This is a genomic window from Rossellomorea marisflavi, assembly GCF_001274775.1.
Classification (GTDB): domain Bacteria; phylum Bacillota; class Bacilli; order Bacillales; family Bacillaceae_B; genus Rossellomorea; species Rossellomorea marisflavi.
In genome coordinates this window covers 285,083-300,002 of sequence record NZ_LGUE01000001.1, presented here as the reverse complement: position 1 = coordinate 300,002, position 14,920 = coordinate 285,083, and the positions used below count along the sequence as shown (strand labels likewise).

The following is a 14,920-nucleotide window of genomic DNA, read 5'->3' as shown; positions in this document are numbered from 1 at the left end:
TCCATTATGATTTCAGAAGAAGCTGAAGGCCCTTCCTGATATATTCATCCGAAGAGAGCTCCTGCCCTTTGAGCTTCGGTTTGATCTTCTTGACCTCCCGATCGGAATAACCGAGCGCCTTCAGGGCAAGGATGGCTTCCTCAAATGCTTCATCCCCTGAATCCAGGACCGTCTCTTCAGGATTGAATAGACTAGGGAAGTAATCCGGCACGACATCCTGCAGTTTCCCTTTCAAGTCGAGGATCATTTGCCTCGCCGTCTTTTTCCCCACACCCGGGAATTTTGTCAGGAATGTATCGTTCTCCTCCTCGATGGCGGTAATCACCTGCTGAGGCGCACCCGATGCAAGGATGGCAAGGGCCCCTTTCGGCCCGATCCCTGATACATTAAGGAGCTTCATGAACAATAGCTTCTCTTCCAACGCAAGGAACCCATAGAGGGCAATGATATCTTCCCTCACATGCTGATATGTAAAAATCTGAATTTCCTGACCCTGATATTTCGAATATGCAAACGGATTGGCTGCAAATAACTGATACCCAATCCCTCCATTTTCAACCACCACATACTCGGGACTCACCATCTGTACAGTACCTCGAATATATTCATACATAGTAATCACTTCACTTTCTGACAAGAAATGCGGGCCATCGTCGCCTCGCATATTAAATCTATTGTATCATATCACTTATTGATTTTATGGAAAAGCACCGATAAAAAGAAACGTTTGTTCTTGTTTTTCGGTTTTTGTCCGACACAAGCTTCCTCTGAAATGCGCGTATGAAAAAACAGCCGGTCAAATGACCGGCTGTTCACTGTGGCAGGGAGTAAGGTTTTAATTGTTCGAGAACGTCTACATACGCTTCCTTGGATGTAATGGGGATCCCGTTTACCAGATCATCATGCCGATTGCTTTCCAGCTTATCAAGATCAATTTGGAAAAAGGATTGGATGATTTCCGCTTGACCTGGCTTGCCGTTGAAAATGGATAATACCCCTTTTTCGGTCAAGCCGAAGTAACCATTCGTTTTGAGCAGAGGTGAAATATCATCCATCTGCTTCTGGAAGACGATTTGTTCCTCGCTCATATCAATCAGCTGCCATTCTTCGTAGGCTGCCCAGAAATCTTCCATGCTCCAGATGGTTTCCTGTACGATTTCTTCACTTACTTCACCATCCAGATAAACCCTTTCCAGAATCAGCGTGACGGTATGCGCAGATGTCTCCTCTACGGGTACCTCTTGAACCGGCCCGTCCGCCGCCTGCTTTTCATCTGAATAAAAGAAGGTAAAATATGTGGCTCCAGCCAACAACATCACCATAAACACGATTCGAACATTCATCGTCATCGTGATCACCTCGGGATTCATTATGTATTGCTATCCCTAGTCTTACCATCCCGGGAACGATTTATCCCGATAGTTGAAAAAAGACTGTACAAAGGAGCATCCCCTTCGTACAGTCAAGCTTCTACGGATTGCGGATCGTATTGAACATATCATGAAGGTCCAGATTGATTCCATCCAGCGGCCCGCCGCCCCTCAAGTCATTATCGATATTCCGGACCCGGCTGAACGTACCTTCATCCGTCACGACTGAAACCGTCCTGCCTTCGAGGTACGGCTGTACCGCTTTTTCTACGCGTCGCTTTGTTTCTTCTTCTTTCGAATGGTCCCTGACCTCGATGGCGATCAATACGTCGGTTCCATACGATACGGCGCGGACGTCACTGACGTTCTTCACATGGCCCGTGACATCGCCGATCTTTTCGGCAAGATCTCCCTCATAGGCGGTATAGTACGAATTCCGAGCTTTGCGTGTATTATCATCCAAATGGCCATGATAATTGGCATCGCCGTGACTTCCACGGTTATCCTGGGCAAAGAAGCCAGCGTCATATGGCGCAAGGGGGGTGGTGGGATTCTGGGGATTGCCATCAGCATCCCTCACCTGCAGGAATTTCTGTTTCTGATTGCGGATATCCTGACCTTCCTTGCCTACGGAATGATCAAACATTTCGGTCAAAGGACCATCATGGCGGTCATTTTTATCTCCACCGTGACCTTCATTCGAGTAGTAGCCCAGTGGTTCATAGGAATTGCTGTATTGCTGACCGGATTCCTTCTCCCCACTGCTGCAGGCAGCAAGGTTAAGCGACATGAATGCTGTCATACCAAGAAATGCATAGCGCCTCTTCAACGTAGTCATTCCCCCTCACCGCTATTTGAGCATAGTGCTCGTTTATAGGGTGCGGAGGAACGGACCCAATCATTCCATCAATAGTTGGGACAACCTCCTACAAATGGGTGATGATCCTCCTTAATTCACTGTGCAGCTCTTGAACGAAACGCATCCGCTGGTGAAACTGTCCCAATGTGATCTGTACCAGATATGGCCACACATGCTCCCTGTATGACTGTCCCTCCCGGATGAACCGGTTCCATTCCCTGAAAATATCACTCGGATACATCAGTCCAAGAAAGAATGCGGCATCATGTCTATACTTCCTTATAGAAGGTATGGCCATTGCATCCGCCAAAGACCAATCCAAATACGGAAGGACCCGGTTCGCCATCTGGATATCATCTGTGACGGCGGGTGACCTTGATAGCAAATCAAAGTCGATCAGGTATACACGGCCGTCTGTTCCTCTCAAAAAATTGTGATGGGCCACATCCCCGTGGACCATGCATCTCTTCCCTTTATAAGGGCCAAGAGCATCAAGCTCCTCCAAAGCCCACCTTCCCCATTCATGATAGGTGGACAGATAATACGGGGCGATAAAGTGTTGAAGATAAGGCAGGTGATAATCAAATAACGCCATCCGCTTCTTCCACTTGTCAATCCACCTGAATTCAGGCACATCTTCGACCCATGGGCTCTGAATCGTCCTTGAGGCACGGTGGAATCCTTTTAATACACGCCACGCTTCCTGCCTGTCTGAAGCATCTGCATAATTGATGGCAGAAGCTGTCTCAAGCCAGTATGAAATCCCGATCACACTACCCTCGAACGAGATGACTCCGGTCTGATGCAGTGGATGCATCGGGATGACATGGTTAAACCCTCCTTGCAGAAGCTCTTTGATCAGCAATTCTTGGATGATAAACCGTTTCTCCGAAGAGTAGCGTTTGACAAACCACTTCCTGCCTCCGGACCGCAATACCCATTTCCCGTCTTTCAGGGTTTCAATCGACGCTCCGACTTCACCCAACTTCCATTGCAAAAAAGAAAGGAGACGAACTGTGTAGTCGTCTCCTCCATGCTCCCATCTATCCTTCATTGTCTTCGTCATAAAAGTTCGGCATGGAGAATGCTCTTGGGGCACCCATTTGCATACCTTGAGGCAAACCCTGCCCCATCATTCCCGGCCCGAAACCTTGTGGCTGAGGCATTCCATATGGCATCGGCTGATTCCACTGGGGAGCCTGCTGCTGCCATTGTGGCTGACCTTGTGGTTGAGGACCCCCGCATCCACAATCTTCCTGATCACTCGCTCCCATCACACCAGGTTGACCCATCGGCATTTGTTGGTTCATCTGTGCTCCCATCACACCCGGCTGACCCATCGGCATCTGATGATGCATCTCTGCTCCCATCACACCCGGCTGACCCATCGGCATCTGATGATGCATCTCTGCTCCCATCACACCCGGCTGACCTATCGGCATCTGATGATGCATCTCTGCTCCCATCACACCTGGCTGACCCATCGGCATCTGTCCATCCATCATGGCGCCTTGCACTTGGTTTTGCCCCCATGGGCCAGGCATCCCGAATCCTCCAGGTCCGCAGAAACCTGGTCCAGGCATCATTGGTGATACCGGATGGCACGGTTGTGGCATGCCTTGGTGCATCATTTGATTCTCATCCTCTGCACCCATTACCCCAGGCTGGCCCATTGGCATCTGCATCGGCATTTGCATCGGTGACTGCATTGGCATTTGCATTGGCATCTGCATTGGCATCTGCATCGGCGACTGGGCATTCGGCATGAACGGCATGAATGAAGAAGAGTCTTCATCATATCCATGCTGCATCATCGGCATATTCATCTGTGGATATTGGGCGCCCTGGACCTGATTCCACGGTGCTTGAGCTCCCTGGACTTGGTTCCAGTGACCCATTCCGCCCCCTTGCCACGGCTGCATGTTTCCACCTTGACCGAATCCCGGCATGACCGGTGAAACAGGAACTGATTGATTTGGATTATAATACATAGGCTGAGTGAATCCCCCTTGTTGTGGTTGAGGCATTTCCAGGCTTTCTTCCTGTTGTACCCCTTGTACGCTGTGCTTTGCTTTTGGCGCTTCTTTTTTTGGTTCTGTTGCTTTTGGAAGGATATTGGTAGGTTTAGGCGGAGTCTGTGGCTGGGGCTTTGCTTGCGGTTTTACTTGTTGCATCGGCTGTTGTTTCGGCTGTTGGACTGGTTGCTGCATCGGTTGTTGCTTTGGCTGGACCTGCATATTCATCATGTAATAGTTATTGATGTCGATCTCCGGAATGACCGGCTGTGGCATCTTTGGCGTGAATGGCTTTTGTGCTTCTTTCGGCTTTTCAGCCTTGGGCTGTTCTGCCGGCATCGTCATCGGTTTCTGCTCTTTAAAAGGATGCTCTGCTTTCGGCATTTCCTTTTTGGGAGCCTCCTTGGAACCGTACTTGATCTGTGTCTCTTTTTTTACGGTACCGCCGGATGTAGGGACTTTGATCTTCATTCCGGGCATGATCATATCCGGGTTGGACAGCTGGGCGTTCATGTGCTTCAACTCTTCAAAATTGACGCCATATTTTTTGGCGATTTTCCAGAGCGTATCACCTTTTTGTACGATATGAATCTTCACGCGTCATTCCCCTCCTCAGGCATAAGTCTATATATCCTATGATAAGATGGGCAAATTGCTAATCATCTACATAAAAACTTATGTTTATGCGGATTCTTTTATGCCGGAGCCCCTGATTTGAACAGCACGAAAAAAAACGCCGGAGAGAATCCCCCGGCGTAAGGTCAGGCCCGAATCAACATGCGCTCCAGTGCCCGAACGGCTTCTGTTGTTACGGAAGGTTCCACTCTGATTACATTGACAGGATCATCTGCCATCACATGCTCAAGGGCCCATAGGAGATGCGGCAGGTCGATCCGGTTCATGGTGAGGCAAGGGCACATATACGGGTTCAACGATATGATGTGTTTGTCTGGATGATTCGCAATGAGACGTTTCACCAGGTTCATTTCCGTCCCGATGGCCCACGATGTTCCGGATGGTGCACGCTCGATCATGTCGATGATATATTTGGTGCTGCCGTTGTAATCGGATTGCTCAACCACATCCCTCCTGCATTCAGGATGGACGATGACCTGCATGTCCGGGTGATTCTTGCGCACGCTCTCTATATTCTTCACGGTAAAATTCTCATGCACGGAACAATGGCCCTTCCAAAGGATGACTTTGATGTTTTCCGAATCCCCATCATAGACGAGGTCATTTGTGGCAGGATCGAATACGGCCATGTCATCCAGGGAAATCCCGAGGTCTGCAGCCGTGTTCCTGCCGAGGTGCTGATCAGGGAGGAACAGGATCCTTTCTTTTTCCCCCAGTGCCCATTCCACCATCTTATGGGCATTGGACGAGGTGACCGTTGCCCCCCCGTACTTTCCTACAAAGCTTTTAATCGCTGCGGTGGAATTCACATAGGTCAACGGCAGGATCCTATCACCAAACGTCTCCGTCAATTTTCTCCAGGCTTTCTCTGTCTGGAAGATATCGGCCATGTCGGCCATGGAACATCCCGCCCGCATGTCAGGGAGGATGACCGTCTGTTCGGGTGACGTCAACATATCGGCTGTCTCTGCCATGAAATGGACCCCGCAGAAGACGATGTACTCCGCTTCCTTATTCTCGGCTGAAACCTGTGCGAGCTGGAGTGAATCCCCAACGGCATCGGCAAACTGGATCACTTCATCCTTTTGATAATGATGACCAGGGATAAAGAGCCTGCTTCCCATCAGTTGTTTGATCTCCCTTACCCTTTCCTCCATTTCAGCCGTCGTCATGGAGGTGATGGACGGTGGGAGGGAAACATGCAGTGTATCAAGAATTCCCATGTGTTTGTTCATCCTTTCTGATGTCTACTCGTGCGCTGATGTCGAGTGCCGCGACCGAGTGGGTCAAGTATCCGAGTGAAATGTAGTCGATCCCTGTCCACGCATAGTCTTTGAGCATTTCACGGGAAATGCCTCCCGACGCTTCCGTGATGATCCCGGCGGGAACGTGGCGCATCCAGTCCTTGATTTCTTCCGGGGTGCGATTATCGAACATAATCACATCCACACGGCTTGCGACAGCTTCAATGAGTTGTTCTTCCGTCTCGATCTCCACTTCGATCTTCACCATATGCCCCGTAGCCGACCGAATCGTTTCCACAGCCTTGGTGATGGAACCGGCAAAAGCGATATGATTATCCTTCAGCATCACGGCATCGTAAAGTCCAAATCGGTGATTATACCCTCCCCCGATCCTGACAGCATACTTCTCGAGCATGCGGAGGCCGGGTGTCGTCTTCCTGGTGTCACAGATCCTCGCACCGCTTCCCTCGACTGCCTTGACCGCTTCTGCCGTTTCTTTCGCGATCCCGCTCATGCGTTGAATGAGATTGAGAATAACCCTTTCTCCCTGCAGAAGATCCTTCATCCTGCCCTTCACGGTTCCAAGGTGCTGCCCCTCACCAACGGTCTCCCCATCCTTTACGAAGAGATCCACTTCTATGGATGCATCGAACATGGCGTAAGCGGTCCGGACGATGTCTTCTCCGCAAAAAACACCAGGCTGTTTGGCCATCAGCGTGATCATCCCTTCCTGTGAATGAAAGAGCGTCTCTGATGAAAGGTCCCCCTCCCCCAGGTCCTCCCGGTAAAACTCCTCAAGCATGGATCTTAGTTTCAACAGATTCATAGACAGACACCTTCAACCTTCCCGTTTGTATTTTCATGTGAATGCTTTTTTTATCCCATTCCGGACGCTTTTCGGGATGATCCCTCCTGATGTGGCCACCCCTGCTTTCTTCCCGCAGGAGGGAAGCCGTCCCGATGAGGCGTGAAACGACCCAGATTAAGTAATCTTCCATGTCCTCGACGTCCAGATCGTCCATCTTGCTTTCATAGGTGAGACCGAATCCATCAAGCCATTGCATTAACCGCTGCAGGCCCTCCTCCGAGCGGATGATGCCTGCTTCTTCCATCATCCTCTTCTTCAACATGGTGCGATCGGGAAGTTGTCCCGGTGTGCCCGTAATCGGTGCATGGGCGAGTGGTGCGGTCTTGGGGGGAAGCGCCTCCTTTAAATGATCCGCAAGCCTCTGTCCATATACAATCCCTTCTAGTAAGGAATTGCTGGCTAAACGATTCGCCCCATGAACCCCAGTGCATGCAGCTTCCCCGATTGCATACAGGCCATCAAGATTTGTCCTCCCAACGTCATCCACCACGACCCCACCCATGATGAAATGGCATCCCGGAGCCACGGGGATCCTCCCTCCTTCAATCGGGATTCCTTCTTTTTCACAGCGGACCGTGATCGACGGGAACCGGGTTGAGAAATTCTGGATCCCTGTAATGTCGAGATACACGTTTCCTCCCCCGAGCCTCTCCCTGTAGATCGCTTCTGCCACCACATGCCGCGGCGCAAGATCCTTCAATGGATGGATCGATTCCATGAGGGCTCTTCCGTCTTCCCTTACGAGCACTCCCCCTTCCCCTCTCACGGCTTCCGAGATCAGTCCCTTTGTTCTCCCGGTCGATAGCAAGAGGGTCGGATGGAACTGGATGAACTCCATATCGCCCACTACAGCTCCAGCCAAACATGCCATGGCGATCCCAGTTCCGGTGACCGAAGGATGATTGGATGTGGACGCATAAATCCCCCCTACCCCGCCGCTTGCGAGGACGATGTGATCCCCGGTGTACGTATGTATCACACCCGCTTCATCCTTTGTCCTCACTCCGCCAATCCGTCCATTACGATCTTTCAGAAGATGATAGGCCATCTCTCCTTCGATGATCTTTACGTTTTCGGAAAGGGATGAAATCAGGAAATCGATCAAGAACCTCCCCGTCTGATCTCCGCCGCTGTGCACGATCCTCTTGGTGCTGTGCGCCCCTTCCATTCCGAGTTCGGGATCGAAGGGCATGCCATCTGAGAGCAATGCTTCCACTGCACGTTTCCCGTCCTCGACGAAAGACATGACCCTTCCCTCTTCCTGAAGATCTTCCCCGGCTATGAGCGTATCCTTCATGTGAAGTCCGGGAGAGTCATCGGGGGAAAGGGCAGCCGCGATCCCGCCTTGTGCCATATAGGAGTTGGACGATTTCACCCGCGATTTTGTGATAATCATCACATTCATGCGATCTTGAATATTTTTTGCAAGCTGTAATGCGGCTACCCCGCTTCCGATGATCAATACGTCCGCTTTTCTCATAGAGAATCCTCCCGTTTGCCTTACAGGTGTCTTGACACATATATTTACACATTATTAAACTAATAACAAGAGTTTTTTCTTCCGAACTCATTTGTCAGATTATTCGATAAAGGATGATATCATCATGGACTATTTCGACTACGCCTCTACCACCCCCATGGACGCCAGAGTCCTGGACATCTATCGCGAGGTCGCCGAGCACTACTGGGGAAATCCGAACAGCCTTCACGATATAGGCGGATCAGCCAAGGAGATTCTCGATCGGTGTACAGACTCCCTTGCAAGCCTTTTTGGGGTGCCATCTGCAGGCTTGACCTTCACCTCAGGGGGGAGTGCGGGAAATGCCGCCGCCCTGATCGGCCTTTCTCACGGCAGGAAGCATGTGGGCTCCCATATCATCATCGGTGGAGCAGAACATGCCTCCATTCATACGGCTGCTGGACAACTGGAGTCAGCAGGATTCGAGATCACGGTCATCCCCAGTAGGGAAAACGGACTCATCGATCTCCGGCAGCTGAAATCGTCTGTCAGGAAGGATACGATCCTCGTCAGCATCGCCCACTGCAATGGAGAAATCGGTGTGATCCAGCCGATGGGGGAAATCAAGGAGATCCTCCGCGACTGCGCGGCCCTGCTCCACTCGGACCTTGTCCAATCGTTCGGAAAGTGGCCCATCGAAGAGGTCATCCGTCATACAGACAGCTTTACGGTCTCTTCCCATAAAATCCATGGTCCGAAAGGGATGGGTGCCCTTTACATCGATCCGTCGATCGACCTCCTTCCTGTCCAGAAAAACTCGGGAACCCCTGACCTGCCGGGCATCACCGCTTTTACGGCTGCTGCAGAAAGAGCTGTCCCGATGCCGGATCATTATCAGATGCTAAGGGATTCCTTTTTCTCCTCCCTTGATCGGAAGCTGGGGAACGGATATCGCGTCTTTGAAGGGCCACCCGGTCAACAGCTACCCCAGGTTATCGGACTCGCCATCGAAGGCATCGAGGGGCAGTGGCTCATGCTTGAATGCAATCGACGGGGCATCGCCATATCCACGGGAAGTGCCTGTCAGTCTGGGATGCAGGGGATCCCCATCACGTTGAAGAGCATGGGGGCGACGGAGAGGGATGGAAAGGAGTTCATCCGGATATCGTTCGGTCCTTCCACGACACTGGAGAAAATCGACCGGCTCACCGACACCCTCGCCGAAGTCAGGCTGTCCATTTTAAGCGGGGGTGTGATATGATTTTCTTATCAATTACTCGGGGGAGATAACGTTGTCAGAGAAAAAATTATTAGGGGACGAGCGGCGGGATTGGATCCTCCACACGCTCAAAAGCAGGGGGATCCCCATCACGGGTGGGGATCTTGCAAAGGAGAGCAGGGTCAGCCGCCAGGTGATCGTCAGCGACATCACGCTCCTTAAGGCAAAGGGTGAACCGATCATCGCCACGAGCCAGGGATATCTTTACCTGAACCCAAAAGAAGGAGCGCACCATGAAAAGACGGTCGCCTGCCAGCATGCACCCGACCGGGCTGAAGAGGAGCTGAACCTCCTGGTCGATCATGGCGTCACTGTAAAGGACGTGAAGATCGAGCACGGGGTATACGGTGACCTTACGGCCTCCATCATGGTATCCAACCGTAAGGAAGTGAAGCAATTCCTCACGAAGATCAGGTCGACCAATGCCGCATTCCTGTCTGAACTGACAGATGGCGTCCACCTTCATACCCTGTCGGCCACCACCAGTGAAGCACTGTCAGAAGCTGAAAACGCTCTGGAAAGGGCCGGCTTCCTGATCCGTTCTTTATAGCCAACCAGAAAAAGCCCCTGATGCATGTGCACCAGGGGCTTTTGGTGATCCTTTTCTATCAGGAGAGCATGAAGGACGGATAATGCCCGACCAGTTTTACGCTACAGCCAAGGGCCTCCATCTCATTGATGGCGCCAGGGAGGAGGACGTCATCCAGCTCATGATCCACATCGATGAGGAAGAAGTAGTCTCCTAGACCCGTTTTCAAAGGACGCGATTCAATTTTACTCAAATTAAGCTGCCTCCAAGCAAATGCAGAAAGCACTTGGTGGAGTGCACCAGAACGGTCTTTTGGCAGGGTCACCATCAGTGTCGTCTTATGCAGGCTGGTTTCATGGGGAATCGAAACCTCCCTGTGCTTCTTATGAAGGACGATGAAACGGGTGTGGTTATAGGTCACATCATGGATATGATCATGAAGGATTGCCAGGCCATAGTGCTCGGCCGCAAGCTCGTTCCCGATCGCTCCCAAGAAGGACTCAGGGTGTTCACTGACAAACTTTGCCCCGGCTGAAGTCGAGGTCGACTGCTCAAGGGGCACGCCCTTATAGGTTCCGCGCAGGAACTTGTGACACTGTGCAAGGGCATGGGGATGGGACATGATTTTCTCGGGTTGTCCCGGTTGATCCTTCCAATCGGGATGAACCATGAGGTGCTGTTGGATTGCCGAGGTCAACTCTGCGACGATGGCAAGGTCGGCTTCATGGAAAAGATAGTCTACGGTAATATGTACGGATCCTTCCAATGCATTCTCCAAAGGAACGACTGCATAGTCCACTTCCCCATCCATGACCGCTTCAATGCAGTCCGGGATCGTGGTGAACGGGAGTGTTTCTTCTTCTGGGAATGCTTTCTTCACAGCAAGATCTGTGAATGATGATTGAGGGCCTAAATATGCGATTTTCACTGAACTCTTCCTCTCACCGGTAGATGGCTCATAGCTGAGCCTTAAATTTATTGAACATTCTATCACGTTGCTGGGGAAAGCGGAAGGGGAATCCCGACCGACAAAAGAAATGAAATCGCTTTCTTCCCAGTCCCTCTGCCCCTTCCTCTCTCCTTCTGATTCTTTTTTGTAGAATAGGGTGCTCCCCCAAATAGATCCACTCTGTTTGTCCTTCCCATCATGCTAAAAAAAAAGAAGTGTCAGGCACCCGAGCCCAACACTTCTACTTTTTCGACAAATTCAAGCCGGCGCAGCTTTCCGAGGAAATCCTCGAGGCCGACGGAGAGATCCGTCACATTCAGGGAAAGGGTCACATTGGCCCTGCCCTGAAGCGGGATCGTCTGGTGGATCGTCAGGATGTTACAGCCATGCTTGGCCGTTTCACCGAGAAGATGCGAAAGCGTCCCGGAGCGATCCTCCAGCTGAAAGAATAAGGTGATGATCCGTTCCTTCACGATCGTATGGAACGGAAAAACCGTATCCCTGTACTTATAAAAGGCACTTCTGCTGAGATCCACACGCTGGACTGCCTCCCAGACCGATTCAGCTTTTCCCCGTTCGATCAGTTCCTTGGCATCAAGCGTTTTCTTCATCGCTTCAGGAAGGACATCCTCCCTGACCAGATAAAATTTGCCTTCTTGAAATTTTTTCCCCAATGACAATTCCTCCTATTATCCGGCTGAAGGGAAGCCCGAGGTCCAGCCGTCCCCTGCAGGGACGTCTGCTGGATCAGTCAACGAATTCAAATTCATATTTCATCAGTCGGATCGTATCACCGTTCTCTGCACCGCGCTCACGAAGGGCCTCATCCACACCGTATGAACGGAGCTGACGGGCGAAACGCCTTGTCGAGTCTTCCCTTGTGAAGTCGGTCATCTTGAAGAGGCGTTCGATCTTCGCACCGCTCACGACGAATACACCATCCGGATCGCGTGTGATTTCGAACTCTTTCTCTTCTTCTTCGTGCTTGTACATGACGCGGTGGATGCCTGTTTCCTCTTCTTCCACCTGAAGCGGGAATTCCGCTGTTGTCTCAAGTTTATCCGCTACAGCGAATAGAAGTTCCTTCAGACCCTGTTGCGTGAAGGCAGAAATCGGGAATACCGGATACTCATCGTCCAAACGTTCCTTGAACGTCTTCAGATTCTCTTCGGCTTCAGGCATATCCATTTTGTTGGCTACGATGATCTGAGGGCGTTCAGTCAATCTGAGATTGTACTGCTTCAACTCCTCATTGATCGTCACGTAATCGTCGTATGGGTCTCTTCCTTCCATCCCGCTCATATCGATGACATGAACGATGACACGCGTCCGCTCGATATGGCGGAGGAACTGATGTCCGAGTCCCACTCCTTCATGGGCTCCTTCGATCAGTCCAGGAAGATCGGCCATGACGAAGGTTCTTCCGTCTCCCGTCTCAACCATTCCGAGATTCGGTACTATCGTTGTGAAATGATAGGAAGCAATCTTCGGTTTCGCTGCCGATACAACGGAAAGCAACGTCGACTTTCCGACGCTCGGGAATCCGACAAGCCCTACATCGGCAAGAAGTTTGAGCTCCATGACGATATAGCGCTCCTGACCGGGTTCCCCTTTCTCAGACAGCTCCGGAGCCGGGTTGGCAGGTGTCGCGAATCGTGTATTCCCCCTGCCGCCACGGCCGCCTTTTGTAATCACGGCGCGCTGACCGTGTTCGAGCAGGTCGGCGATCGTTTCACCGGTGTCATCATCCTTGACGACGGTACCGGGTGGAACCTTTACGATCATATCCTCTGCGTTCCGGCCATGCTGGTTCTTGCTCATGCCGTGCTCGCCCCTCGGTGCTTTGAAGTGGCGTTGGTAGCGGAAGTCCATCAACGTGCGCAGACCTTCATCCACTTCGAACACGACGTTTGCACCGTGTCCTCCGTCTCCACCAGCCGGTCCACCTTTTGGTACATATTTCTCACGGCGGAAGGCAACCATTCCGTTACCTCCATCTCCGCCTTTTGTGTAAATCTTGACCTGATCGACAAACATTTTTTCTTCACTCCTTACGCTCTCATGCCCTTATAATGAAACATGAAAAACGAGAACTTCTTCTTCGATTTGTTCAATGCTGATGTTCGTGCCATTTCGGCGCTCATTCTCCAGCCATTCCTTCATGGCGCCTGCATGACTTAGTATACCTGTGAAATCGAATATAAAACGGGGGGCGTCCTTGGTGATGTGCAGCAGGATTGACAATTGGTTTTCCCCATTGCCGCTGACACACTGTACCAGCTCGTCCACAAAGCGAGTGCACCAGGAAACCAATCCTTGATCGTCAAGTCCATGATCAGCGGTGCAATCGAGTATTTCGAAATCCAGCTTGATCATCGACCCGGACCAATTATATGTTAAGATCCATTCTGTCAGTAATGGAAGTTTCAAATTCGATAGCTTAGATTCGTTTTGTGCTGCGAGGACCATTTCTTCGATGACTTGTTTTGCCCGGTCGATCCGATTGAGATCGAGATTCCCCTTTATCAGTTGCAAATCATTCATCCAGTCGTGGCGTGCATGCCGCAGTACCTCGACGACATCCCATTTTCGGCTCATAATCTAACTCCTATACTAAGTGCTTATCTGTTAGTATAACAAAGATAAGACCCCTCCGTATATCGTTTATGAAATTTCACTTCCCCGCACATAAATAAAACTCTAACCGAAAGTCGGTTAGAGTTTTCGTTAAAGATATGCGATTAAGCTTCATTCGCAACAGGGTATACGCTCACTTTTTTCTTGTCACGTCCCATGCGTTCGAAACGAACAACACCGTCAGTTTTAGCGAAAAGTGTATCGTCACCACCACGGCCTACGTTTAGTCCTGGATAAATCTTAGTACCGCGTTGACGGTATAGGATTGATCCACCACTTACCATTTGACCGTCTGCACGCTTAGCACCAAGACGCTTTGAGATAGAGTCACGACCGTTTTTAGTCGAACCTACCCCTTTCTTAGACGCGAAAAATTGAAGATCTAATCTTAACATCTGTTCCACCTCCTACTTTTTGAAGGTTATTTTAATAAAATCACTGTAAGTAGTTTCAATCGTCTGCAGGCTTACCACCATGCCATCTAATAGCAGCTGGACGTTCCTGTCAGTCTCTTCCGGCAGGTCATCAGGGATGACACAGACGAAATGTCCCCCATCGTTTTGCTCGATGTGAGGTTCAATCCCCGTCAACGCCATGATGGCATTGACGCTTCCGAATGAAACGGCAGAAGCTCCGGCACAAACAATATCCTGACCATACTCATCGAAATTTGCATGACCATCCATGGAGAAAGAACGAATCTTCCCCTTGGTTTTTTCTACCCGAATGTTGATCATAGGATCACGCCTTACGCGTTGATTGTGTCGATGACAACTTTAGTGTAAGGTTGACGGTGACCTTGCTTACGACGGTAGTTCTTTTTCGCTTTGTATTTGAATACTACAAGCTTCTTCGCGCGGCCTTGTTTTTCAACCTTCGCTGTTACAGTAGCACCAGCCACCAATGGGCTTCCTACTTTCACATCGTCGCCACCAACGAAAAGAACTTTGTCAAACGTTACCGTATCACCTTGCTCAGCGCTTAGCTTTTCGATGAAGATCTCTTGACCTTCCGTTACACGGATTTGCTTACCACCTGTTTCGATAATTGCGTACATAATCGCACCTCCTTAATA

At 50.6% G+C, this 14,920-nt stretch carries 17 protein-coding genes and 1 other annotated feature (1 of these 18 only partly in view); of the genes, 2 read left to right on the top strand and 15 right to left on the bottom strand.

The window, feature by feature from the left end; translation table 11 throughout:
- Nucleotides 1–4: 4 nt before the first annotated feature.
- From ruvA to nadB, 8 genes are all read right to left on the bottom strand, one after another.
- A complete protein-coding gene (gene ruvA, locus AF331_RS01475) occupies nucleotides 5–613 on the bottom strand; it encodes a Holliday junction branch migration protein RuvA (RefSeq protein WP_053426454.1) in 609 nt (202 codons plus the stop codon).
- Between the two features lie 199 nt (nucleotides 614–812).
- Nucleotides 813–1,349: an intercompartmental signaling factor BofC gene (locus AF331_RS01470; protein WP_152915517.1), complete on the bottom strand. Its 537-nt coding sequence runs from the start codon at nucleotides 1,347–1,349 to the stop codon at nucleotides 813–815.
- A 121-nt stretch (nucleotides 1,350–1,470) separates the two neighbouring features.
- A complete protein-coding gene (locus AF331_RS01465; protein ID WP_152915516.1) occupies nucleotides 1,471–2,208 on the bottom strand; it encodes a YhcN/YlaJ family sporulation lipoprotein in 738 nt (245 codons plus the stop codon).
- Nucleotides 2,209–2,296: 88 nt separating this feature from the next.
- Complete coding sequence (locus AF331_RS01460) at nucleotides 2,297–3,226, bottom strand: phosphotransferase (RefSeq protein ID WP_053426452.1); 930 nt, start codon at nucleotides 3,224–3,226, stop codon at nucleotides 2,297–2,299.
- A gap of 46 nt (nucleotides 3,227–3,272) precedes the next feature.
- Nucleotides 3,273–4,841, bottom strand: coding sequence for a SafA/ExsA family spore coat assembly protein (gene safA / locus AF331_RS23140; protein ID WP_053426451.1), 1,569 nt, complete (start codon nucleotides 4,839–4,841; stop codon nucleotides 3,273–3,275).
- Between the two features lie 164 nt (nucleotides 4,842–5,005).
- Nucleotides 5,006–6,103: a quinolinate synthase NadA gene (gene nadA, locus AF331_RS01450; RefSeq protein WP_053426450.1), complete on the bottom strand. Its 1,098-nt coding sequence runs from the start codon at nucleotides 6,101–6,103 to the stop codon at nucleotides 5,006–5,008.
- Complete coding sequence (nadC, locus tag AF331_RS01445; protein ID WP_053426449.1) at nucleotides 6,090–6,950, bottom strand: carboxylating nicotinate-nucleotide diphosphorylase; 861 nt, start codon at nucleotides 6,948–6,950, stop codon at nucleotides 6,090–6,092. Before nadC ends, nadA begins: the two co-directional genes overlap by 14 nt.
- On the bottom strand, nucleotides 6,919–8,472 hold the full coding sequence (gene nadB, locus AF331_RS01440; protein ID WP_053426448.1) for an L-aspartate oxidase: 1,554 nt from the start codon (nucleotides 8,470–8,472) through the stop codon (nucleotides 6,919–6,921). Before nadB ends, nadC begins: the two co-directional genes overlap by 32 nt.
- Before the next feature lie 124 nt (nucleotides 8,473–8,596).
- Between nadB and AF331_RS01435 the strand changes: the two genes are divergently transcribed.
- Together AF331_RS01435 and AF331_RS01430 are read left to right on the top strand one after the other, a co-directional pair.
- Entirely contained in the window at nucleotides 8,597–9,712 is a 1,116-nt protein-coding gene (locus AF331_RS01435; protein WP_053426447.1) for an IscS subfamily cysteine desulfurase, read from the top strand.
- A gap of 31 nt (nucleotides 9,713–9,743) precedes the next feature.
- Nucleotides 9,744–10,280 (top strand): transcription repressor NadR, encoded by a 537-nt coding sequence (locus AF331_RS01430; RefSeq protein WP_053426446.1) that lies wholly within the window; start codon nucleotides 9,744–9,746, stop codon nucleotides 10,278–10,280.
- A gap of 58 nt (nucleotides 10,281–10,338) precedes the next feature.
- Here the strand turns inward: AF331_RS01430 and pheA are convergent, their stop codons facing one another.
- The 7 genes from pheA to rplU form a co-directional block, all read right to left on the bottom strand.
- Nucleotides 10,339–11,187 carry a prephenate dehydratase gene (gene pheA, locus AF331_RS01425; RefSeq protein ID WP_053426445.1) on the bottom strand — a complete coding sequence of 283 codons (849 nt, stop codon included), beginning with the start codon at nucleotides 11,185–11,187 and terminating at the stop codon, nucleotides 10,339–10,341.
- Between the two features lie 239 nt (nucleotides 11,188–11,426).
- Nucleotides 11,427–11,882 carry an ACT domain-containing protein gene (locus AF331_RS01420; RefSeq protein WP_053426444.1) on the bottom strand — a complete coding sequence of 152 codons (456 nt, stop codon included), beginning with the start codon at nucleotides 11,880–11,882 and terminating at the stop codon, nucleotides 11,427–11,429.
- Nucleotides 11,883–11,955: 73 nt separating this feature from the next.
- Nucleotides 11,956–13,245 carry a GTPase ObgE gene (gene obgE, locus AF331_RS01415; RefSeq protein ID WP_053426443.1) on the bottom strand — a complete coding sequence of 430 codons (1,290 nt, stop codon included), beginning with the start codon at nucleotides 13,243–13,245 and terminating at the stop codon, nucleotides 11,956–11,958.
- Nucleotides 13,246–13,275: 30 nt separating this feature from the next.
- A complete protein-coding gene (locus AF331_RS01410; protein ID WP_053426442.1) occupies nucleotides 13,276–13,806 on the bottom strand; it encodes a Spo0B C-terminal domain-containing protein in 531 nt (176 codons plus the stop codon).
- Nucleotides 13,807–13,949: 143 nt separating this feature from the next.
- The gene (gene rpmA / locus AF331_RS01405) at nucleotides 13,950–14,240 is read right to left on the bottom strand and encodes a 50S ribosomal protein L27 (protein WP_034757227.1); all 291 of its coding nucleotides are present in this window, start codon (nucleotides 14,238–14,240) and stop codon (nucleotides 13,950–13,952) included.
- Nucleotides 14,241–14,252: 12 nt separating this feature from the next.
- Nucleotides 14,253–14,582 (bottom strand): ribosomal-processing cysteine protease Prp, encoded by a 330-nt coding sequence (locus AF331_RS01400; protein ID WP_048014806.1) that lies wholly within the window; start codon nucleotides 14,580–14,582, stop codon nucleotides 14,253–14,255.
- Between the two features lie 11 nt (nucleotides 14,583–14,593).
- Complete coding sequence (gene rplU, locus AF331_RS01395; protein WP_048006231.1) at nucleotides 14,594–14,902, bottom strand: 50S ribosomal protein L21; 309 nt, start codon at nucleotides 14,900–14,902, stop codon at nucleotides 14,594–14,596.
- A gap of 13 nt (nucleotides 14,903–14,915) precedes the next feature.
- Nucleotides 14,916–14,920: a sequence feature (ribosomal protein L21 leader region), on the bottom strand (it continues 72 nt past the right edge of the window).

What these genes read in the sequence shown, in the direction of transcription:
- rpmA (WP_034757227.1), bottom strand. Translation starts at nt 14,240, where the DNA reads ATGTTAAGATTAGATCTTCAATTTTTCGCGTCTAAGAAAGGGGTAGGT.
- rplU (WP_048006231.1), bottom strand. Translation starts at nt 14,902, where the DNA reads ATGTACGCAATTATCGAAACAGGTGGTAAGCAAATCCGTGTAACGGAA.
- AF331_RS01435 (WP_053426447.1), top strand. Translation starts at nt 8,597, where the DNA reads ATGGACTATTTCGACTACGCCTCTACCACCCCCATGGACGCCAGAGTC.
- AF331_RS01465 (WP_152915516.1), bottom strand. Translation starts at nt 2,208, where the DNA reads ATGACTACGTTGAAGAGGCGCTATGCATTTCTTGGTATGACAGCATTC.
- AF331_RS01400 (WP_048014806.1), bottom strand. Translation starts at nt 14,582, where the DNA reads ATGATCAACATTCGGGTAGAAAAAACCAAGGGGAAGATTCGTTCTTTC.
- AF331_RS01470 (WP_152915517.1), bottom strand. Translation starts at nt 1,349, where the DNA reads ATGACGATGAATGTTCGAATCGTGTTTATGGTGATGTTGTTGGCTGGA.
- nadC (WP_053426449.1), bottom strand. Translation starts at nt 6,950, where the DNA reads ATGAATCTGTTGAAACTAAGATCCATGCTTGAGGAGTTTTACCGGGAG.
- AF331_RS01410 (WP_053426442.1), bottom strand. Translation starts at nt 13,806, where the DNA reads ATGAGCCGAAAATGGGATGTCGTCGAGGTACTGCGGCATGCACGCCAC.
- nadB (WP_053426448.1), bottom strand. Translation starts at nt 8,472, where the DNA reads ATGAGAAAAGCGGACGTATTGATCATCGGAAGCGGGGTAGCCGCATTA.
- nadA (WP_053426450.1), bottom strand. Translation starts at nt 6,103, where the DNA reads ATGGGAATTCTTGATACACTGCATGTTTCCCTCCCACCGTCCATCACC.
- ruvA (WP_053426454.1), bottom strand. Translation starts at nt 613, where the DNA reads ATGTATGAATATATTCGAGGTACTGTACAGATGGTGAGTCCCGAGTAT.
- obgE (WP_053426443.1), bottom strand. Translation starts at nt 13,245, where the DNA reads ATGTTTGTCGATCAGGTCAAGATTTACACAAAAGGCGGAGATGGAGGT.